A 22369-nucleotide genomic window follows, 5' to 3' on the forward strand; every position below is an offset into this window, starting at 1 on the left:
AAACCTAACCTTCTTTTAGGTGTGGGCTTACGTTTGTTACAAAGCGTTTATAAATAGCAGGTAAGTTATCAAGTATTGCCTGCTTACCCTGTAGTTCACTGTTTTTTATGCATTCAAAAAGTACTTGCTCGCTAAGTTTATTCACTAATAATTGTGATTGCTTAATATGGCTTATATGCCAAAGCTCAGGTGCTACGCCACCTAAATCATGCTGGTAAGGGCGATAAAAACCAAATTTAACTAAGTTAGTATCAAGCCAATTACTTAAAGGTGCAAACGGCCCACCTTGCAGGTATTCATCAGGTGTTAGCTGTAGCTTATAATCATCACTGACCGCAGCTTTATCAAACACATCTAAGTCAGTCCCTAAATGGTGTCTGCTTGCGCCAGGTAGTGCAGAGTAGAGCATTATTGCTATGCATTTATCTACATCATTTAATTTAGTTAAATTTACAACCTTTTGCTGTTTATTATAAACAGGTCGAATACTTAAAAACTTATTATTCCAAATAATTGACTGGCGTTCAAAGTCGCGAAAACTTGAGGCAATAGTAAGATCAAATCCCGCTTTTTGAGCTGCACTTTGCAGCGCTAAAAAGTCGCTAATAATAGCGCTGTGCAAGCGATGATTTTGTATGTCAGTTAAATGTGTATCACTTTGCCCTGTGATACACATTATCGATGTTGGTTTAGTTACATCCATTATGCTAAAAGTTGCTCTAGTATTTGCTCGTAAATGTCGGTAAGGGCTATTAAATCATCGGTACTTACGCATTCATCTACTTTATGAATAGTTTCGTTACGTGGGCCAAGTTCAATTACTTTAGCACCTGTTTGTGCAATAAAGCGACCATCTGATGTGCCGCCGGTAGTTTCTAGGTTTGTGGTTAAACCGGTTACTGATTTAATCGCTTTTACTGTGGCATCAACAAGTGGGCCGTGCTCGGTAATAAAAGGTAAGCCATTTACTATCCAGCTTAATTCATAATTTAAGTTATGCTTTTGTAGTATGTCATTTACACGTTGTTGTAATTGCTCATGTGTTACTTGCGTGCTAAATCTAAAGTTAAACTGTACTTCTAGCTCACCCGGGATCACGTTGCCTGCACCTGTGCCGCCATTAATATTTGAAATTTGAAAGCTGGTAGCAGGGAAGTATTCATTTCCGTTATCCCACACCGTTTGGCTAAGCTCAGTAAGGGCAGGGGTTGCTAGGTGAATTGGGTTTTGTGCTAAATGTGGATAGGCGACATGCCCTTGTACACCCTTAACGGTTAAAAAAGCGGTAAGTGAACCTCTGCGGCCATTTTTAACAACATCACCTAATACATCTCGTGATGAAGGCTCGCCTACTAGGCACATATCAATTTTTTCACCGCGCGCCTCTAGCGTATCAATTACACGGGTAGTCCCGTTTATAAACGGGCCTTCTTCGTCAGAGGTTATTAAAAAAGAAATTGAGCCTTTATGATCTGGATGTTTAGTAACAAACCGCTCGGTTGCAACAAGCATTGCAGCTAACGAGCCTTTCATATCGGCAGCGCCGCGCCCATGTAATAAACCGTCTTTTATTAATCCTGAAAACGGCGGGTGTTGCCAATTTTTTTCAGGGCCTGTTGGCACAACATCAGTGTGGCCTGCAAAACAAAAGTGCGGTGATTGTGTGCCTTTTCGAGCCCATGTATTTAATGTGTCGGTAAAAAATAATGACTCAATATTAAAACCAACCGCAGCAAGGCGATCGTTCATCATCTGTTGGCAGCCAGCATCCTCGGGCGTTACTGACTCACGTTGTATTAGTGCTTGAGCGAGTGCAATTACATCATCTTTCATGATTTAAATATCTCATCGTATTGGGCTGCTTTAAAACCTAAGTGGTAACTGCCATTGTTAATAAGTACTGGGCGTTTGATCATGGCAGGTTGTTCAACTAACAATGGGATAGCACTTTCTTTCGTCAAACTCTGTTTTTGCTCATCAGTTAGTGCGCGATAAGTTGTGCCACGTTTATTAACAAGCTGTTCCCAATCGAGTTTATCTGCAAAATCACTTACCATTTGCTCATTTACGCCATCTTTGCGGTAATCATGAAACGTAAATTCGATGTTGTTGTCGGCTAAGTATTTTTTTGCTTTTTTTATCGTGTCGCAATTGCTAATACCGTATAGAGTGATCATAAATCTAGTTCTTCTTAATAATAGTTAATAAGGTATCTACATCCGCATTTACATGCGAATGTGAGTAATGAAATGTGCCGAGATTATGGCCGTTAAGTAAGATTAAACTGGCCAGCATAGGCGTTTCTAGTTCGCGTAAATCAAAATAAGCTAGGCGCTGGCCTTTACTTATTTCACTACCATTTAATTGTGCAATATGAGTATGTGTAATTGATTGCGAACCGGTAATAGTTAAGTTGATTAAAACTTTTAAACCATTTTTAGCCTGTAAAATAAACTCAGTACCTGCGTTTTTTACTTGTAATAACGTGCCATCAAACGGCGCTAAAATTTTGTGGCTACTGAGCTTTACAGTAATACCAGGACCGAGAATACCAAACCTAAAAATAGGTTCGGGGTGTTCTTGAAGCGGTATTACTTTACCTGTAAATGGGCTTGTAATAAGGATGGCACTGCGGGGCGTTTTATTGAGTGCTAGATATTCAATTGTTTGTGCTTTCATATGCTATTGGGCCACCACGTTGTAACCATCTTTTTTTAAGGCGTTAAGTGCTAGTGAGGCCGTTTGCTTTTTTACTAAAATATAATCGGTATCGTAGGTTGAGATTGAAAAAATAGAAATTTTAGCGCGTGCTAATACACCCGATATATTAGCCATTATTCCGGTCAGCGAAAAACCAAGTGGGCCAACCACCTCAAGTGCTTGCCAATCAGATTCGGTATCTAAACTCTCTATTTCAAAGCTACTAGGGCAAACAATAGATAGTTCATCCTGGGTTTTAGATATAAAAAATAAAGGAAGCTTGAGTAGCGCCGCAGGTATATCGGCGTCAACATCTAAACTGTGAATAGATAAAACCGTGCTGTGTAATTGTAATGTTTGTTTTGACATTAAACGCCTGCGATACAGCATTATTGATAGCTTTATAGTATAGATTATTGCCTTCAAGTTAAAGGTGTAAGCGTGACTAAAATGAGCATTTGGAAGTGGGTTTTAATAGAGATTAAAAACTTACCCACAATTTCTGTGGATAAGTATGGGGGTTGCAGGGTATAAATAGCCTAACTAGTTAATTATTAAATAAATAATAGCTAGGCTATAAAAAGCACACGTTGTGTTTAATGTGCTATTAGCGCTTCTGCTTGGGCTGCCTGAATTGCAGTTAAGGCGATTGTATACACAATATCATCGACTAATGCACCACGGCTCAAGTCGTTTACGGGTTTGCGCATACCTTGAAGCATAGGGCCGATACTTATTAAGTCGGCACTGCGTTGTACTGCTTTATATGTTGTATTACCTGTATTTAAATCTGGGAATATAAATACAGTCGCTTTACCAGCTACAGGGCTGTTAGGTGCTTTTTTAAGTGCTACATTTTCCATTATAGCGGCATCGTATTGTAGTGGGCCGTCGATAATTAAATCAGGACGTTTTTGTTTTGCTATTTTTGTGGCTTCACGTACCTTTTCAACATCGGCACCCGTACCTGATGTACCCGTGCTATAGCTTATCATTGCTACACGTGGCTCTATGCCAAATGCAGCTGCAGAGTCGGCAGATTGAATCGCTATATCAGCAAGTTGTTCAGCATTAGGGTCGGGGTTTATAGCACAGTCACCGTAAACTAACACTTGGTCAGGTAGCAGCATAAAAAATACGGAAGATACCAGCGATGATCCTGGCGCTGTTTTAATTAACTGCAGGGGCGGGCGAATTGTATTGGCAGTGGTATTAACCGCGCCCGATACTAAACCATCTACTTTACCTTGCTCAAGCATCATTGTGCCAAGTACGACGTTATCTTGTAGTTGCTCTTGTGCTACAACGGCAGTTAGGCCTTTGCTTTTACGAATTTCGACCATAGGCGCAATATAATCATTTATAATACTTTTTGGCTCGATGATACTTACATGTTCGTTTAGCTCAATACCTTGCTGCTGTGCAATACGCATTATTTCTTCGCGATCGCCAAGCAATATAGTTTTAGCAATGCCACGTTGACCACAAATAGCAGCCGCTTTAATTGTACGAGGTTCATTCCCTTCTGGTAATACTACGGTTTTATCTGCTTTACGTGCTTTATCGGTTAATAAATAACGAAATGCGGGTGGTGATAACTTACGCGTTTTACCCACACTTTGAGCTAGAGTATCGAGCCAGCTTGAATTGATATGCTCTGCATTGTGATCTTTTACTTTTTCAATGCGTTGGTCATCATCATTTGGTACTTCCATATTAAAGTTATGCAGTAATAGTGATGTGCGCCATGTGTCGGCATCGGTTGCGAGTATTGGTAAACCGGTTTGCATGGCTTGTTCACACAAAGCCATAATGCGTGGCTCTGGCTCAAAGCCACCGGTGAGTAATATAGCGCCAAGTTTAGTGCCGTTCATAGCAGATAAACACGCAGCAACAAGTATGTCTGAGCGATCGCCTGGTGTTACTAATAAAGCCCCTGGCGTAAAATAATTTAAAATATTAGAAACCGTACGAGCACAAAAAGTAATACGACGCAGGCGACGATGAAGCATATCGCCTTCGTTAATTATTGTTGCTTTCAAATACGCGCTTAAGTCTTTTACGCGTGGCGCTACTAAGTCAAAATCCCACGGGATTGCGCCAAGCAACATAAACGGATTTTTTTTAAAAATAGGTAAAGACGCTAAACGATTTAACTCGTTTTCAAGCTCTTCGGGTTTGTAAGCGTCGACTAAATCGGCGCGTGCCCGGCCTTCTTCATCAAGTGGCGCATTTACTTTATTAAAAATACAGCCCAGTACACGAGGATGATCGATTCCACCGTAATTACCTGCTGCAATTTCTAGGCGGTCTTCTATTTGAGTAATGGTGTAATTACCAGGGGTAAGTACAAATACAATTTCAGCGCCGAGTGTTTGCGCAATTTCGCGGTTTACACGTCCAGCATAAGGTTGGCGACGAGTAGGCACCATACCTTCAATAATAGCTACTTCATCGTCGTTTATTTTACTTTCAAAGCGTTCAACAATTTCCTCTAGTAGATCATCACCTTTACCGTCGCCAATCATTTGCTCAGCATAATCAAGAGCAAAAGGGGTGGGTGGGTTAATAGGTGAACCTTGAGTGACTATTTGTGTTGATTTTTCAGGACCTGTTTCGCCTGAACGAGGCTGAGCGATGGGTTTAAAAAAGTTAACTTTAACTGTTTTTTGCTCAAGAGCGCGAACTAAACCAACTGATACCGACGTTAAACCCACACCGGTAGACACAGGAATTAACATAATACGACGTGCCATATTAAAGCTCCTTTACGATGTTAGCGGCATCAAGTGCAATAACCCACTCTTCGTTGGTCGGCATTACTACCACTTTGGGTGAAGTATTGGCTGAACTAATAATACCTTGATTACCAAAACGTGCATCAAGATTGCTCTTCTGGTCACAACTGAACCCTAAAAAAGCTAATTGATTAATGACATTTTCACGTATGATATCGGAGTTTTCGCCAATGCCGCCAGTAAATATAAGTGCATCTAAACGTTGTAATGGTACCATGTAGGCTGCAATTTGTTTGGCTAGTCGGTAGCAAAAAATATCCAGCGCTAAACGTGCTTGTTTATGTCCGGCAACAGCGGCTTCTTCAATCGTTCGACAATCGTTAGAGAGTTCGCTAATACCTAGTAGGCCGCTTTCTTGGTTTAATAAATTATCTATTTGCTGAGCGTTGTAACTAAGCTGTGTAGTTAAAAAATTAAATAAACCGGGGTCAATATCTCCACTGCGAGTACCCATAACAATACCAGCCAATGGTGTTAAACCCATACTGGTATCAACACTTTTACCATTTTTTATTGCAGTAACAGAGCAGCCATTACCTAAATGAGCACTAATGAAATTACTCTTCTCTATAGGCTGATTTAATAATTTAGCAGTTTGTCCTGCTACATAGTAATGACTTGTGCCGTGCATACCATAGCGTCTTACACCGTAGCCTGTATAAAGCTTATAGGGTAGGGCGTAAAGGTAGGCAACTTCATCCATAGTTTGATGAAATGCTGTGTCAAATACTGCTACTTGGGGTAAACCTATAAATGAAGCTTGTGCAGATGAAATACCTAACAAGTTCGCATGACCATGTAGCGGCGCTAAAGAAGACGCTTTAGTAATACCGTTAATTACGTCTTCATCAATTAAGACTGACTTTGTGAAATGCTCTCCGCCATGAACAACACGGTGCCCAACAGCAATAAGGTGCTCATCAAGGTTATGATCCTTTATTAAGCTTACAAGCGTATTTATAGCCTCAGCATGCGCTTGATTAGCCGCTAAGTCGATAACCGTCTTAGTTCCATTAAATTTGTATTTAATGGAGGGGGCTTTGGCGCCCAAGCGTTCAGCAAGGCCTGATATAATTTCGTGACCGTCGTTTGCATCAATAATGGCAAACTTTAAACTAGAGCTACCACAGTTTAAAACTAAAACATGTTGGGATTCAGGTGAGGTTGTTGGCATAGATTCAATTTCCATAAACAAATTTAGTAAGTGAACGTTAATACGTGATAGTTACACTTACGGTATTAAATAAAGCTAAAACAATTAAATGTTCAACTGCAAAGTGGTTAACTCAATGTTAAATATTTTACCTTATTTATGATGTTTAAGTTAGGATTGTTCGCCATTAAAGGGGAAATTTAAGCTCTTTTACTGAGAAAGTGTAACTCCCTCATTTTGTGTTACACTTTGGTATAGCTCGTTTTCTATTGTATTTAAAAGCAGTATCTGTGAGGAGTCATGATGCAAAAAAGTGTGATGTCACAACTACAAACAGGCCGTTTGTATGGTAAAAAATGGCCAATGCGTAAAGAGCTTGCGCCTTTGTTTTTAGAGTTTAGAGTGATTAGAGCGACCGAGCTTGCCATTACAGTAATGCCAATCTTGGCTATGTTAACGTTGTTTTTTCAGCTTAATTACTTAGGTTCTGATTTTTTACCTCAAGCTATTGCGAGTGCATTATTTTTTATATCGCTACCTTTACAAGGTTTATTTTGGTTAGGCAAACGAGCGCAAACGCCTTTAGATCCTGCAATGCAAAAATGGTACAACGAGCTGTACACTAAAATGGCGGCTAATGGATATCAAACGCAGTTAAGTGAAAACAAGCCCCGTTATATGGAGCTTGCTAACTTACTTAAAGATATGTTTGAAAAAATGGATAGAGCATTTACTAAAGAGCAGTTTTAGCGGGTTATACCATTATCTATTTTGGTAAACTGAGTAATATAAAATGATAAGGTGACATTGTGTTCACCTTTTTCTTCGAGTGCTGCCCAGTGCTCGGGTCTAAATTTCCATGCAAATGGCGTCATCATTATTAAATTTTTAATATCAGTAAAGCTAAGCGCTACATGCTCTGTTAAAAGAGTCTGTTCTGCTTTTTGAAACCCTTTTGGCGTGGCTATTTCAGTATGTTCGTTTACTTCTGAATATATATACGATTTTAGCTCTTTTAAATGATAAGGGCCTGGGCTTGCTACCACTAATGTTGCGTTTTTATTAGCTAGACGTTCAAGTTCTTCCTCAAACAAAGGCGCAAATACACTAATAAGTACATCAGCAAATTGGCTTTCAAAAGGCACTTGGCTAATTGATGCAACACTAAAATGGCACTTAGGGTAGCGCTTTGCTGCATATTTAACGGCAGATTTTGAAATATCGACACCGTACACTATAGAGTCTGTTTTACTTGCTATTGCCTGGGTATAAAAACCTTCACCGCATCCTAAATCAATAACCGTATTCGCGCTTATTCGACCGACTAACTCGCTAAGATTTTGTTGTAAAAAGCGGTAGTACCCACGCTCTAAAAATGCGCGTCTAGCTTGCACCATTTCAAGGGAGTCGCCCGGTTGTTTTGAATTTTTTTGTTGTACTGGCAGTAAATTAACATAGCCTTCTTTGGCAAAATCAAAGCTGTGGTTGTTAGCACAACGAAGTGTTGAATCAGCTTTCAAAAGTGCGAGGTTACATAGCGGGCATTGATATTGTAGACTCATGAGTCTAGGTAGTCCTTATCGTAAAAAGTTTTTACCCAATGCGGGCGATAGGTGATCATAATTGTTATAGCCATGCCGTTGAGCATTGCTTCAGGAAACCAAATTATGGCACTTAAATAAACGTAGTTATCTGCAAGTTCTTGCCAATTGTATTGCCCTATAGCTAAGTAAAATAGAGCACCTAGGCTTATCTTTATACAGGCTATAAACCCTGCAGTTATAAACGCACAAACAAATATATAAACAAAAAAATGACGAGGTAAATACTGGTAACTAATTATAAAGCCAAGGTAGCTTAGTAAAATAGGAATAAACGCACCAATAAGCAGTTGTACTGGTAACAGTTCAAGTTCAATTTGACCAAAGGCAGCGAGTAGCGCTGTGGCAAGCAGGCTACTTAAAATCGTCAATCGCCAGCCTAAAATTAATGTAGCAGCCGTAACACCTAGGATGTGTAAATCAAGGCCAGTTAAAATGCCAGCCTTTATTCGCCAAAGCACTGCAAACACTAACGCACATGCAAGAACTCCAGTTTGACGGGCTGGCGTATTAAGCAATGTTTTATATGTTTTTTTATCAAAGCTTAGTAGGGCAATAATAATTACAAGGGCCCAAAGTAGCCCTTGTATTGTTATGCTGAGCATAGTAATTACTTAAATGTTGACCATATAGGGGCATGATCTGAGGGTTTTTCAATACCGCGCAGTTCGTAGTCAATACCAGTATCTATACAGCGTGCTGCAAGCTCATCAGTCGCAAGTACTACATCTATTCGAAGCCCTCGGTTATCTACAAACCCTTTAGAGCGATAGTCAAACCACGAATATTGATCGTCTGTTTCTGGGTTTTGTTCTCTAAAGGTGTCTTTAAAGCCCCAATTAAGTAATGTTGCAAGCCATTCACGCTCTACCGGTTGGAAAGAACATTTACCCGTTTTTAACCAACGCTTTGCATTAACTTCGCCAATACCAATATCTAAATCGGTGGGTGATATGTTGATATCGCCCATAACAATGACGTCTTGATCAGGGGTGTGGTTGGTTTCAAGGTGTGTCATTAAATCTTTATAAAATTGTCGTTTATAAGGAAATTTAGTTTCGTGATTAATATTATCACCTTGTGGGAAATAGCCATTCATGACTGTAAGGTCGCGACCGTTATCTTGTTCAACAGTGACGCTTATCATGCGTTTTTGCGATTCCTCTGTATCGGTAGCGAAGCCTTTTAAGACCGATTTAGGCTCTTTTTTGCATAACATAGCTACGCCATAATGGGCTTTTTGGCCATGAAAGTAGACGTGATATCCCATTTTTTGTACATCTTCTAGTGGGAATGCTTCGTCATGAACTTTAATCTCTTGCAAGCCAATAACGTCTGGTTGATGTTTGTCGATAATTGCTTGTAATTGGTGGAGACGAGCACGCAGACCATTGATATTGAAAGAAATCACTTTCATAAAATTTACCTTAAAATTGGATCTATTTAATGAATTAAATTGTATCAGTAAATACGCGTACATAACATGACTGAAATGAGAAAATAGCTGCACAAATGTTGATCAATTGGTGAGTAAAGTTTAAACATTGTAAATGCAGTATTAATTATTTTAAATAAATAAAAAATTCAATTGAACTTAACTTTATTGAATATATAATGCGCGAAATTCACTTGTTTAGCTCGTTCAAATAGGATCTCTCATGAAAACACAACTACTTTTAGCTACTGCTTTATTAGCATCTGCAACTGCTTCAGCACAAAGCAATACTTACTTCAGTCAAGATAATAAAATTGAGTCTAAGTTATGTGTACTAAGCGCAAACGAAGGCTTTAGTGTTGCTCGTAAAGAAGCTGCTCAGCACGGTGTTTACTTATCTCGTTTTTCTAAAAGCATTTTATGTAATGGTGAAGATATTCGCGATATTGCTAAAAAAACGGCATTAAGCAACGCATCAGTTGAGAAAGTAGAAGTATTTGCAAAAGATGCTCAACAAGAAACTCAATTATGTATGACGGCTTTAAAACAAGGTTTAGCACCTGTTCGCCAAAAAATTGGTAACTTAAACTCATTAAAATGTAATGGTCAAAACGTTACTGAGTTTGTTAAACGCTACCAAAACGCAGCAATCTAATTATTAGCTGAACTATATAACTAAAATTGAGGTACCTGGTTTTTTACCGGGTATTTTTTTGCAAAAATTACAAGGTTGTTTGCAAAGCTTGCAAGCCTAACTTGTTGAAACTGTTCAATAAATGCACCAGCCAAGATTAAGTTGTTGATTCTTATAAGTTAACTATTATTGGCATTGGATTTGTATTAGTTAAAGTGACATTTAATTAATTACGAAGGATACGTCTTATGAAAAAGTTAACATTAGCAGCCACTATTTTAGCATCATTAAGCCTAGCGGCTTGTTCATCTAATCAGGGTCTTGAAAGAATAGACAGTGACTTTGCAAGTTTAGATAATGACAGCGATGGCTACATCTCAAAAGTTGAAGCTGATGACGATAGCATTTGGGGCCATTTTTCAAATATTGATACCAATATGGATAACGAAATTAGCCGCAAAGAATTCAACACTTACATGAAGTTAAACAATGGTAAAGTAGCCACTGATTCTGAAGTAAGTGAGTCGGCATTTAAAGCTGAAATCGCTAAATTCGATAAAATTGAAAGCAGCTTTTCAAGCTTAGACAACGACAGTAATGGCTATATTTCGGTAGTTGAAGGTAACGATGATGATATTTCAAATCACTTTGGTTACATGGATAAAAACCAAGATAAGCGCATCAGTAAAAGTGAGTTTATGGGTTACATTAAAAAATACGGTAACGCAGTAGCTGAAGATGATGCATTAGAAGCCATTAAACACAGCTAATATTTGTTGTTTTAAAGAGTAAATTAGAAGCCAGTGATAATCACTGGCTTTTTTGTATTTAAAATCTAGTTATTTAGTAGATATATTTTCCTAGTTTGGCGTTGTTCTGTCATAATAGATGGCTGTGTATTTTTATTTGTTAAGAGTGTGTATGGCGGGTCGGCGAATTAGTGATGAACAACTAGTTGAGATCATTGAAGCAGCTATTTTTGTTGCAGATAAGCCTGTGAGTAAACGCCACCTTAAAGATACTGTATTAATAGATTTAGCTATTTCTATGGCGCGAATAAACGACGCAATAGATACAATACAAGAACATTTTCAAACTCGTGGTATTCGCTTAGTTGAAGTTGGTAGTGGGTATCGTTTTCAGGCATGTAGTAGTTTAAGCCCTTGGTTAAATAACTTGTGGCAAGAACGCGCACCAAAATACTCACGTGCTTTACTGGAAACATTATCACTTATTGCATATAGGCAGCCCATTACGCGCGGTGAAATTGAGCAAGTAAGGGGTGTTACTACGGGTTCGAATATTATTAAAACCCTACTCGAAAGAGATTGGGTTAAAGTGGTAGGGCATAAAGAGGTTCCGGGTAAGCCGGCTTTATATGCAACTACTAAACAATTTTTAGATTATTTTTCGTTAACTGGACTTGAAAACTTACCTGCGCTGCCAACAGAGCAGCAAAGTAAAATTAACCAGTTATTGAGCGATCCTTCTGTGAGAGAACCATCCGAATGAGTATTATACAAGGTGAAAAGTTACAAAAAGTCTTAGCCCGTGCAGGCGTAGGCTCACGCCGTGAAATGGAAAAATACATTGATGCAAACCGCGTTAGTGTAAACGGTAAAGTGGCAAAGTTAGGAGACCGTGTTGAAGAAACCGATTTGATTCGTGTTGACGGGCACACTGTAAAGATTGAAGAAAAAGCAGATAGAATCTGTCGTGTGATTATGTATAACAAACCCGAAGGTGAGTTAAGCACACGTAAAGATCCAGAAGGGCGTCGGACAGTATTTGACCGACTTCCTCGTATTGATGGTGAGCGTTGGATTGCGGTTGGCCGATTAGACGTTAATACTTCGGGTTTGATGCTCTTTACTAATGATGGTGAATTAGCTAACCGCTTGATGCACCCAAGCTATGAAGTAGAGCGTGAATACTCTGCGCGTGTATTTGGTGAAGTAACCAATGAAACGGTTAAAAACTTACTACGTGGTGTTGAGCTTGAAGATGGTCCAGCCAAATTCACGACTGTAACCCCTATGGGTGGCGAAGGCGTTAACCGCTGGTTTAACGTAACGTTAAATGAAGGACGTAACCGTGAAGTACGTCGTTTATGGCAGTCTCAAGATGCGGAAGTATCTCGTCTTATTCGTATTCGTTACGGTAAACTAGAGCTTGATAAGCGCGTGCCACAAGGTGGTTGGATGGAGTATGATTTAGAAACAGTAAACTACTTACGCAAAACCGTTAAATTAGGGCGCGAGACACAAACTAAGCTTTCTGTTATGCCTGAAAAACGCAAAGATAAACGCGCTAAAATCAACCAGATCCGCAAAGCAGTTAAAAAACACAATCAACGTGTTAAGCCTACCAAACGTAAATAATAAATTAGTTATTTATTGCACACAAAAAAGCCGCTAATTGCGGCTTTTTTAATGTGTGTTGTATAAATTTTTTAAACTCTAAATTACTTTTTTACTTGAGCATCTAACGATTCGCCATTCACTTTACTAGAATCATCGCTCATCAAGTATAAGTAGGTTGGCATTAAATCTTCTGGTGTAGCAAGCGCGTCTCTATCTTCTCCTGGGTATGCAGCAGCACGCATAGAAGTGCGAGTAGCGCCTGGATTAATACAGTTTATACGAATATTCGTTTTGCCTACTTCACATGCCCATGTTTGCATCATGCCTTCAACTGCAAATTTTGAGATGGCATATGGCCCCCAAAACTCACGGCCTTTGCGGCCTACACCTGATGACGTAAATATCACAGATGCATTGTCAGATTTACGAAGAACAGGAAAAAGTGCTTTAGTGATCATTGCTTGTGCAGTCACGTTTACTTTCATTATGTTTTCGAACGTAGATGAGCAAAAATGTTCAAGTGGACCAAGTGACCCTAAAATACCTGCATTATTAAGCAAGCCATCAAGGCGGCCAAATTGATATTCAATTGTTGCAGCAAGGTCACGATAGTTTTGTTTAGTTGCGCCTTTTAAGTCCATGGGCACAATTGCAGGTTTAGGGTAACCCGCATTAACAATTTCATCGTAAACACATTCAAGTTTATTAGTTGTTTTTCCTAATAAGATAACTGTAGCGCCGTATTTTGCATACGTAATTGCTGCTACTCGGCCAATACCATCACCGGCGCCTGTTATTAAAATAATTTTATCTTTAAGTGCGTTTTCAGCCGCTTGATATGTGTGCATAAAAGTACCCATTCATCTATTTTTTTTGATTTTAACATAGCGAAACGTGAAGTAATCGAATTTATTGTAAAATTAGGTGGCGAAAATAGAAACTTTACGTTAAGTTTAACTGGTCTAATGTCTCATTAATAACCTGATTACATTGTTTTAACTTAATACACTGATTAAACACACTATAAAAATAAAATATGTGCGGAGCCAACAATATGAAAAAAATGCTACTTTCACTCTCTGTTACAGCTGCCTTGGCAGGTTGTGGCGGCGGAGAAACGTTAGAAGATGTTAAGAACGACACAGCAACCGTTATTCCAACAGCAACGGTTACATTTGACCCTGCTGCAGGTATCTTATCGGTACCTAATGATTTATTAATGAGTGGAACCCAAGACGGTACACTTAACATTCCTGGAGAATTAGATGACAACAATGTGTCTATTTCTCGAGCAGCTTATGCTGACCCTCAGCTTGCTCTAGGCGCACTTGACGGTTGGTCTTCTCAGGTTCCTTATAAAATCGATTTAACATTTCCGCCAAATGTGAGTTTAGATGAAACGTCTGCTGGGACACCAGGTACAGTCCGTATTTTTGAAGTAGTAATGGGTGCAAGTTTAACTGACGCAGAATGTTCAGTTGTAGCTGCAGGTACAGCTTGTAAATTGGTCGGTGAGCTTACTTTTGGTGTTGATTTTGTCACTCAAGCTTCTGGTGATGCCGTTGCAATTATTCCTTTAAAACCATTTACGGCAGGTAGCTCATACATCAATGTACTAACTACTGGTCTTAAAGATTCATTAGGACGCTCTATCGAGCCTTCTTCTACTTATGGTCTGGTTAAGCAAGAAGCGCCATTAATTACAGAAGCCCAACTTGGTTTGCAGGGCGCTGTTAACAGTTACGAAAATGTAGTTGTAAGTTCAGGAAATATAACAAAAGAAGATATTATTTTTTCTAGCGCAATGACTATTCAGTCTGCGGGGCCAGTACTTGGGACAATTAAAAAATTGCTAGCTGCTAGTTTGCAACAGCCTGCGATGCCAACGCCTGCGCTTCAAGTTCCTGAACAACCGATGGTAAATGTGCAACAGGTGTTTGCTTCTCAGGGTGTAGAAGTGTCTGCTGCTTTCTCTGGTGTGCAATATCAAAAAGGTAGCATTATGCTACCGATGTATTTAGGTACACCAACGGGGACCGATATTAGTGATTTAAGTGATACATATTGGCAAGGTATGTGTGATAACGCGGTGGCAATAATCGGTTACAAGGCCGTTGCTGGTGATGCATTTCCGACAGATCCTATTAGTGAAAATGATGGTTTATGTTCTGCATTAAGTGACGGGCAATTACGCGACTTAGGACTAGATAGCACACGTCATTTAACAAAATATAACTCCATTCCAAAAGTACAAAGCATGGCAAATGTGCCAGTGCAAGTTACTAAGCCTATTTTACCAATAATTAATGGTGTACGTGCACAGTTACAATTAGATCCTATCGCAATGCCTGATAGCGGATGGCCAGTTGTTATTATGCAACACGGTATTACAACACAAAAAGAAAGTATGCTTGCTTTAACGGCGCAGCTTTCTATTCAAGGCTTTGCAACAGTTGCTATTGACCATCCAAGACATGGTGAGCGTGGAATAGATGTTGATGGTGATGGAACAGACGACTTTAATGCAACAACAGGTTCTGTGCTTAGTTACATGAATTTAAGTTCATTACTTGTTGCGCGTGATAGCTTACGTCAATCAGCGGCTGATTTATTAGGTTTACGTTTAGGTCTAAACTTTATTAATGATGCAACGATTAATGCGCAAGATGTAACTTACATTGGTCATTCATTAGGCTCTATTGTAGCCCCTGCATTTATTGCACAAGCTAATAACCCATTAGCGCCAACCGTTGACCCATTATTTAATGTAAACACAGTAGCACTTGCAAGCGGCGGCGGCGGTATAGCTAGCTTCTTACTAGAATCAGCTGCATTTGGTCCATTTATTCAAGGTTCAGTACTTTCACAAGCAGGTACAACAGAAGCTGATGAGTTTAACGCGTATTTACAAGTTGATGCAGTGTCTAACTGTGGTGCAGTATTGCCAGATATGGAAGCATATTTAACCTGTGGTTATAACGAGTATGTAGCTTCGTTAACTACAGCTGGCGAAACAAGTAAGCTTACTAATATTCAAGGAGTGTTTACTCAATTTGCATTTGCGGCGCAAACAGCACTTGATAGTGGCGATCCAACTAATTATGCAGCCACTGTAAAAGCATTAGGCACTCCTGTTTATACTAATGTTGTTGTGGGCGATGGTGTTGATAACAAGCCTGACCAAGTGATACCACCAATGGCAGCTAATAATCCTATTTCTGGCACAATCCCATTAGCTAACTTGATGGGTCTTGAAACAGTAAGTACTTCGCAAGCATTGAGTGAAACACCAACAAGCTACTTAGTTAAATTTACTAAAGGGCATCATGGTTCTATATTAACGCCAGCTCAAGATGCTGCACAAGCTGCAACTGTTGAAGGCAGTGCTGCCGCTAATACAGAAATGCAGTTGCAAGTAGCTACTTACTTAGCTGCTCGCGGTCGAATGTTATTAGTTTCCAACCCTGAGGTTGTGACTGATTAATAACCAGTAAAATAATTAACCTTTAAAAGCCACTGAAAAGTGGCTTTTTTTTGCTTTAAAGCATGCTAAATTAGCTGAAATTTATAAATGGAGAAACCAGTTGGAATTTTTATACGAATACGGTTTGTTTTTTGCTAAAACAATTACTTTTGTTATCGCTATAGCAGTTATTCTAATGCTAATAGTTGGCGCTGCAGTTAAGCCTAAAGCCAAAAAAGGTGAAATACAAATTGACGACATATCAGAGCAATTAGTCGATCTTAAAGAAAGTTTTCTACAAAATACGCTGGGTAAAAAAGAGCTTAAAGCACACCAAAAGCAGCTTAAATCGCAAAGTAAAAAAGCAGATAAAGATGAGCCTAAACCTCGTTTATATGTAATTGACTTTGTGGGTAGTATGGACGCTCACGAAGTAGAAAGCTTACGAGAAGAAATAACAGCCATTATCTCTATTGCTAACCCAAGTAAAGACAAAGTACTTATTCGTTTAGAAAGTGGCGGCGGAGTAGTGCATGGCTATGGACTTGCTGCATCTCAGCTACAGCGTATTAAAAATGCCGGTATTCCTTTGAGTGTTGCAATTGATAAAGTAGCAGCGAGCGGTGGTTACATGATGGCGTGTGTAGCCGATGAGATACTAGCAGCCCCTTTTGCCATAGTTGGATCTATTGGTGTGATAGCTCAAATACCTAACTTTAATAAAATATTAAAGAAAAATGATGTGGAATTTGAGCAAATTACTGCAGGTGAGTTTAAACGTACGCTTACTTTATTTGGTGAAAACACAGATAAGGCCCGTGAAAAATTTCGTGAAGAAATTGAACAAACACATGATTTATTTAAAACGTTTGTAAGCACTCAACGCCCAAGCTTAGATATAAACTTAGTTGCGACAGGCGAGCATTGGTTTGCAACTCAAGCGATTGATAAAGGTTTGGTAGATGTTATAAAGACAAGTGATGATGCATTGCTGGAGCAGCAACATGAGCGCCAAATTTATAAGATTAAATACAAAATTAAAAAGGGATTAAGCGATAAGCTAGCTCTTGGCCTGAGTAGTGGTGTAAATAAAGTGGGAATAAACTTACTCTCTAAATTTAAATCCCTAAATCCTTAGATTAGAATTTTTTACGATTCAGTTTAATTCTTTCTACTCGAAAAAAAACCTTGATGTATTGCATCAAGGTTTTTTTATAGCTGTATAAATGTAGCTTATGAGTCAATAGACTGATGATAATCTTCTAAGTCTTTAGCTGCATTAGGGTCGTTAAAGATGCTCTCATCAAGTTCACCTTCAGATTTAGCCACAACACAGGTAACCATACAATCGCCAGTTACATTAACTGCTGTACGTGTCATATCTAGCAAGCGGTCTACACCGATAATAATTGCAATCCCTTCTACAGGTAAGCCAACTTGGTTAAGTACCATGGCCAGCATTATTAAACCAACACCAGGTACGCCTGCTGTACCTACAGAGGCAAGTGTTGCTGTTAGTATAACCATTAGATAATCAGAAATTGTTAAATCTACACTAAACACTTGTGCAATGAATACGGTAGCCACACCTTGCATGATGGCAGTGCCATCCATGTTAATGGTAGCACCCAGTGGGATAGTAAATGAGGCAACCGAGTTATTAGCACCTAGTTTTTTAGTAGCAGTTTCAAGTGTAATAGGCATAGTTGCGCTTGAGCTCGAGGTACTAAATGCAAATAAGCATGTGTGCTTCATTTTTGCTAAGAAAATAAGCGGGTTTAAGCCCGTTAATATTTTTAAAAGCAATGTGTAGTTTACGAAAGCATGTAATAACAGTGCAAGCACTACAACGCCAAAGTATTTGGCTAGGCTAACAATTAAGTTAAGCTCAATTGTTGTAAATAGTTTTGCCATTAAAAAGAACACGCCATAAGGTGCAATGTTCATTAACAGCGTAACTAGTTTTAAGATTACTGTGTTTAAATCTTCAAAAACACTTGCTACGCGTTTGCCTGTTTTACCACTTAATGCCATTGCTACACCAAATAATAGTGCAAACACTATAACTTGAAGCATATTACCCTTGGCCATGGCTTCAAATGGGTTAGTAGGAAACATATCTATAATTACACGTGCAAGGGTAGGCGCTTCTTTGGCATCATAAGTTGCATTAGATGGCAAGCTTATACCTTCACCAGGGCTAAATAATAAGGCAAGTGTAATAGCCACCGTTATAGCAATAGCCGTAGTTAATAAATATAAACCAATAGATTTACCACCTAGGCGGCCTAGTTTTTTAGGGTCACTTAAGCTACAGGTACCACAAACGAGCGATACAAAAACAAGAGGCACAACTAACATTTTTAAGCTGGCAATAAATATTTGGCCACCAACATGGAAAATACCATCAACAAAAAAGGCTTTAATTGGCAAAGAGAATAACCCAAGTGGTATTAGATAATCGTCTTCACCAGCTAATATAGCCTGAAATATAAAACCTACTGCAACCCCAAGCGCCATACCAATCATGATGCGAGTGGTTAAACTCATTGAACGGATTTTTGACATATTCCCTGATCTACATTTTATAAATTTGCCATAGACTACCAGCAAGGAAATATTTACTACAGAAAAAATTGGTATTTATTTAAAATTATTTTGCGCAAAAAAGTAATAAAAAACTGAGATTTTAGACTAAGTTATAGGTTAATATTAAGTGAAAATTAATTTTGATTATAATAACAACGCTAGGGAGAGGTTCATGCCTTTAATGCGACTGCTCGGCATTTCATTGCTAAGTTTTTTACTCACAGCCTGTGGTGGCGGTGGGTCACTTGAAAAAGACGGCTCTATTAGTGATGGTGATTCCACGACGGAAACATCAACCTATACAATAAGTTTGAAAGGTTATTTGAAAGCGAGTGATACTGAGTCGAATAGTGTTACTGCTGATACTCCTTTAGAATTAAGAGCTAGTTTAGTTAATGAAGATGGTGATGCAGTGTCTGGCGAGCGTATTACATTCACGTTAGCGGATTCTATTGGTGAGCTAGACCCAGTAGCAGGTACCGCTCTTACTCAATCAGATGGCGTAGCGACTATTGAACTAATAGCAGGTTCAAGTGCAGGTGCAGGTGAAGTTACAGCCACTTTTACGATTGATAGTGTCAGTTACACGGATACATTTGCTTTTGAATCTGATGGTACCGCGTCAACAGAACCTCAGTTAAATATCACAGCTGTAAACAGTTCAGGTGAGAATACTCGTAATGTTGATTATTCAAACCCTCTTACTGTTCAAGTTGAGCTAGAGATTGATGGAGAGCCTGCTGCATTTAAGCTTGTTGAATTCGTACTCACTGGTTTAGGAACAATCAATCCAACTAACGGCACAGCACTAACAAATGCTCAAGGCATTGCAACAATAAGCCTTCTAGCTGGTACAGAAGTTGGTGCAGGTTCTATAGTTGCAACCTACACTGATAATGAAAACATTGTTTACAGCTCTGATGGTTATACATTTACTACCGAAGGTGATGCACCCGTTCAGGGTGAGTCGTTAGACTTTTCTATAGGATTGAGTCTTACATCTTCGACTTCATTGACCGAAATTAGTACCATTAGTGCAGCCGATAGTGGTGTGGTTAAAGCAACTGTTCTTGATGGTGATGGTATTAAAGTAGAGGGGGCCGTTGTTAATTTTTCTTCTACCCTAGGTAATCTTATCCCAAGCATTGGAACAGCATTAACAAACGAAAATGGTATAGCTTCACTTAATTTAACTTCAGGTACTGTCGAAGGTGCTGGTTTAATAACCGCACAGTATGAAGGTGTGGAGAAAACGTTGGGCTTTTACACCCGAGGCGATGCTGTAAACCCAGATCAAAGCACTGCGGATATCAATTTTAAAATTTTGCAAAACTGTCCGGTTGATTTTAAAACAACTAGAGATGCAAGTTTATGTGAAGAGGTAACAAGTATTTCAGGTGATTCTTCAGCTATTTTATTTATTGAAGTGACTAATGAAGACTCTACAACACCACTTACTCAAGCTTTAGTAACCGCTACTACTACTATTGGATCTATTACTCCTTCAACAGGCACTGCAATTACAGATGCAAATGGTATCGCACTACTCGATATTGTTCCTGGGCAAGATGTAGGGGCAGGTGAAATCACCGTGTCTGTACTTGATAGTAACTTGACTAAAGCGTTTCAGATTGCTGCGGTAGATATCGAAATTTCTATTTCGAGCTCTATTGCTGATGATGAGCTATTAGCGGCAGGGGCTACGGCTCTAATTTCTATTGAAATTTCTAAAGATGGTGAGTTATATACAACTCCATTAACGGTTGAATTCTCATCGGGCTGTGTAAGTTCGGGGCAGGCATCAATTGATGAAACAGTGACTAGTATTGGTGGATTTGCACGTTCTACATATCGCCCTTTAACTTGTGTGGGTGGTGATATTATTACAGCAACGGTTATTACTGGTGGAGATACCGTTTCTGCAAATACTACAATTAATGTATCACCTGCAAATATTGGTTTTTTACAGTTTATAGATGTTACAGAGCCTGTAATTGCATTAAAAGGTACTGGTGGTGCTGACCGTACTGAAATTTCAGAAGTGACTTTCAAACTTGTCGATTCAAACGGGAACGATTTAGCGTCAAGAACGGTTAACTTTGAACTTTCAACTGCTGTAGGTGGCATTACATTAGGCACTGCCAGCGCTATTACTAATGCCAGTGGCGAAGTGAAGACATCAGTACTATCGGGTTCGATTGCAACACCTGTACGTGTTATTGCATCAAGTGAAGAAGAGGTAGAAGGTAATACAGTTGTTGTAACAGCCCCTTCAGATATTCTTGTTGTTAGTACAGGTATAGCTGATCAAAATAGTTTTTCGCTATCGCGTTCTATTTTCAATCCCCATGCATTAAATGTTGATGGTAATACAGTAGCGGTTAACGCACGTTTAGCCGATCACTTTAATAATCCTGTTCCAGATGGTACGGCCGTTACTTTTATTACAGAAGGTGGAGTTATTGAGCCAAGTTGTACTACAACGAATGGAGCATGTAGCGTTACTTGGACAAGTAGCAACCCGCGTCCTTTTACTGATTCAATGTACGAAAATACAATTGCTCAAAAATGTGATGGTGGATTACCGTGCCCATTAGGTATTTTAAATAATGATCTTACAATAGATTTACCACTTGGTGGACGAGCAACCGTTCATGCATATGCTATTGGTGAAGAGACTTTTTCAGACTTAAATGGTAATGGTTACTTTGATAGCGAAGACTTCTTTGATGATTTATTTGATATCCCAGAAGCTTTTATTGATAACAATGAAGATGGTACTTTTGGCGGCAAAGATTGTAGTGATGGAACAGACCCATGTTCTCGTGACAATTCAACAGGTGATGAGTTTGAAGAGTTCGTAGATTTTGATGGTAATGGTTCTTGGACTACCCAAAACGGTTTATACAATGGTTTACTATGTCGTGAAGAAGACGAAACCGCAGGACTATGTAGCCGTCAATTGGTTAATGTATTTCAAAACCAAGAGATTGTTATGTCGGGTGATGCGGCATTCTTTAGATTAGTAACCTATGCTGATGATTGCTCTGCTATTGCAGGCGTAACAGCATCTGAGGTGCATATAAACAGTGATCCAGCGAGCCCATTAGTACGTCGCTCACAAGCTGATCCAACAAGCCAACAGATGTGTCAAGTCAGTGAAATAGATTTAACCCAGACTCCAACAGGGACTAGTAGTGTCAGTCTGATTATGTATATTGCAGATATGTATAATAATCCTATGCCTGCAGGTACTGAGGTATCTATTAGTACTGATAACGGTGAAATTACTGGCGAAACTAGTTATGTATTTCCTAATACTACGAGCTTTGTTCCAGTAGGTGTTTCTTTTGGTATTAAACGGGAACCTTTGACAGGTGGTAACGATAGTCCATCGGGTAGCTTAAATATATCAGTTGAAGCTCCTTCAGGTTTAGTTTCACCATTTTCAGTTTCAGTAGTCGACGATTTATAATCGTTTAAAATAAAAAATGCCAACCTTTAGGTTGGCATTTTTGTTTCTGTTCTATATATTCCACATCAATTAATCTAAAAACACCTGTTTGTTTAATTTAACGACAAAAATTGTTCGTTTATTCAGTAAATACTGAAAAGTTTGTATTAAAAGCTTGT

20 protein-coding genes are annotated in these 22369 nt (G+C 39.0%); 8 read left to right on the forward strand and 12 right to left on the reverse strand.

The genetic code is table 11. The features are described from left to right. Positions 1-4: 4 nt before the first annotated feature. The 7 genes from H5117_RS02450 to H5117_RS02480 all read right to left on the reverse strand — a co-directional run bounded on the left by H5117_RS02450 (position 5) and on the right by H5117_RS02480 (position 6672). Positions 5-703 carry a M15 family metallopeptidase gene (locus H5117_RS02450; RefSeq protein ID WP_182736064.1) on the reverse strand — a complete coding sequence of 233 codons (699 nt, stop codon included), beginning with the start codon at positions 701-703 and terminating at the stop codon, positions 5-7. Beyond that, positions 703-1833 (reverse strand): succinyl-diaminopimelate desuccinylase, encoded by a 1131-nt coding sequence (dapE, locus tag H5117_RS02455; protein WP_154903259.1) that lies wholly within the window; start codon positions 1831-1833, stop codon positions 703-705. Before dapE ends, H5117_RS02450 begins: the two co-directional genes overlap by 1 nt. Continuing rightward, positions 1830-2177, reverse strand: a complete 348-nt coding sequence (locus H5117_RS02460; protein WP_002959693.1) for an ArsC family reductase — start codon at positions 2175-2177, stop codon at positions 1830-1832. The genes dapE and H5117_RS02460 overlap by 4 nt, the downstream gene beginning before the upstream one ends. Positions 2178-2181: 4 nt before the next feature. Then, a complete protein-coding gene (locus H5117_RS02465) occupies positions 2182-2679 on the reverse strand; it encodes a PTS glucose transporter subunit IIA (protein WP_002959694.1) in 498 nt (165 codons plus the stop codon). 3 nt (positions 2680-2682) lie between these two features. Then, positions 2683-3069, reverse strand: coding sequence for an ACT domain-containing protein (locus H5117_RS02470; protein WP_002959696.1), 387 nt, complete (start codon positions 3067-3069; stop codon positions 2683-2685). Between the two features lie 227 nt (positions 3070-3296). After that, the gene (gene pta, locus H5117_RS02475) at positions 3297-5456 is read right to left on the reverse strand and encodes a phosphate acetyltransferase (RefSeq protein WP_002959697.1); all 2160 of its coding nucleotides are present in this window, start codon (positions 5454-5456) and stop codon (positions 3297-3299) included. A gap of 1 nt (position 5457) precedes the next feature. Next, a complete protein-coding gene (locus H5117_RS02480) occupies positions 5458-6672 on the reverse strand; it encodes an acetate kinase (protein WP_182681387.1) in 1215 nt (404 codons plus the stop codon). Between the two features lie 282 nt (positions 6673-6954). Between H5117_RS02480 and yfbV the strand changes: the two genes are divergently transcribed. Continuing rightward, a complete protein-coding gene (gene yfbV, locus H5117_RS02485) occupies positions 6955-7401 on the forward strand; it encodes a terminus macrodomain insulation protein YfbV (RefSeq protein WP_024596543.1) in 447 nt (148 codons plus the stop codon). On the opposite strand, the gene H5117_RS02490 is transcribed toward yfbV, so the two are convergent. The 3 genes from H5117_RS02490 to xthA are packed head-to-tail and all read right to left on the reverse strand — an operon-like array spanning position 7398 to position 9669. Continuing rightward, a complete protein-coding gene (locus H5117_RS02490; RefSeq protein ID WP_182736065.1) occupies positions 7398-8213 on the reverse strand; it encodes a putative RNA methyltransferase in 816 nt (271 codons plus the stop codon). The genes yfbV and H5117_RS02490 overlap by 4 nt on opposite strands. Next, positions 8210-8857, reverse strand: coding sequence for an energy-coupling factor ABC transporter permease (locus H5117_RS02495; protein WP_182736066.1), 648 nt, complete (start codon positions 8855-8857; stop codon positions 8210-8212). Before H5117_RS02495 ends, H5117_RS02490 begins: the two co-directional genes overlap by 4 nt. Before the next feature lie 5 nt (positions 8858-8862). Further along, positions 8863-9669, reverse strand: coding sequence for an exodeoxyribonuclease III (gene xthA, locus H5117_RS02500; protein ID WP_182736067.1), 807 nt, complete (start codon positions 9667-9669; stop codon positions 8863-8865). Positions 9670-9910: 241 nt separating this feature from the next. Between xthA and H5117_RS02505 the strand changes: the two genes are divergently transcribed. The 4 genes from H5117_RS02505 (at position 9911) to rluB (ending at position 12702) form a co-directional block, all read left to right on the forward strand. Continuing rightward, positions 9911-10342 (forward strand): exonuclease III, encoded by a 432-nt coding sequence (locus tag H5117_RS02505; protein WP_154903246.1) that lies wholly within the window; start codon positions 9911-9913, stop codon positions 10340-10342. A 227-nt stretch (positions 10343-10569) separates the two neighbouring features. Next, complete coding sequence (locus tag H5117_RS02510) at positions 10570-11091, forward strand: EF-hand domain-containing protein (protein ID WP_002959711.1); 522 nt, start codon at positions 10570-10572, stop codon at positions 11089-11091. A 151-nt stretch (positions 11092-11242) separates the two neighbouring features. Beyond that, complete coding sequence (scpB, locus tag H5117_RS02515) at positions 11243-11833, forward strand: SMC-Scp complex subunit ScpB (RefSeq protein ID WP_182672229.1); 591 nt, start codon at positions 11243-11245, stop codon at positions 11831-11833. After that, positions 11830-12702 carry a 23S rRNA pseudouridine(2605) synthase RluB gene (gene rluB / locus H5117_RS02520; protein WP_024595359.1) on the forward strand — a complete coding sequence of 291 codons (873 nt, stop codon included), beginning with the start codon at positions 11830-11832 and terminating at the stop codon, positions 12700-12702. Before scpB ends, rluB begins: the two co-directional genes overlap by 4 nt. 83 nt (positions 12703-12785) lie before the next feature. Here rluB and H5117_RS02525 read toward each other — a convergent pair whose 3' ends face one another. Then, the gene (locus H5117_RS02525; RefSeq protein ID WP_182736068.1) at positions 12786-13532 is read right to left on the reverse strand and encodes a YciK family oxidoreductase; all 747 of its coding nucleotides are present in this window, start codon (positions 13530-13532) and stop codon (positions 12786-12788) included. Positions 13533-13738: 206 nt separating this feature from the next. On the opposite strand from H5117_RS02525, the gene H5117_RS02530 reads away from it, so the two are divergent. Both H5117_RS02530 and sohB read left to right on the forward strand, forming a co-directional pair. After that, a complete protein-coding gene (locus H5117_RS02530; protein WP_182694966.1) occupies positions 13739-16168 on the forward strand; it encodes a VolA/Pla-1 family phospholipase in 2430 nt (809 codons plus the stop codon). Positions 16169-16268: 100 nt separating this feature from the next. After that, positions 16269-17285, forward strand: a complete 1017-nt coding sequence (gene sohB, locus H5117_RS02535; RefSeq protein WP_182681383.1) for a protease SohB — start codon at positions 16269-16271, stop codon at positions 17283-17285. Between the two features lie 95 nt (positions 17286-17380). Here the strand turns inward: sohB and H5117_RS02540 are convergent, their stop codons facing one another. After that, positions 17381-18715 carry a dicarboxylate/amino acid:cation symporter gene (locus H5117_RS02540; protein ID WP_182724288.1) on the reverse strand — a complete coding sequence of 445 codons (1335 nt, stop codon included), beginning with the start codon at positions 18713-18715 and terminating at the stop codon, positions 17381-17383. Between the two features lie 193 nt (positions 18716-18908). On the opposite strand from H5117_RS02540, the gene H5117_RS02545 reads away from it, so the two are divergent. Then, positions 18909-22211 (forward strand): Ig-like domain-containing protein, encoded by a 3303-nt coding sequence (locus H5117_RS02545; protein WP_182736069.1) that lies wholly within the window; start codon positions 18909-18911, stop codon positions 22209-22211. The last annotated feature ends 158 nt before the right edge of the window (positions 22212-22369 follow it).

Source organism: Pseudoalteromonas sp. SG45-1 (assembly GCF_014164135.1).
Classification (GTDB): Bacteria; Pseudomonadota; Gammaproteobacteria; order Enterobacterales; family Alteromonadaceae; genus Pseudoalteromonas; species Pseudoalteromonas distincta.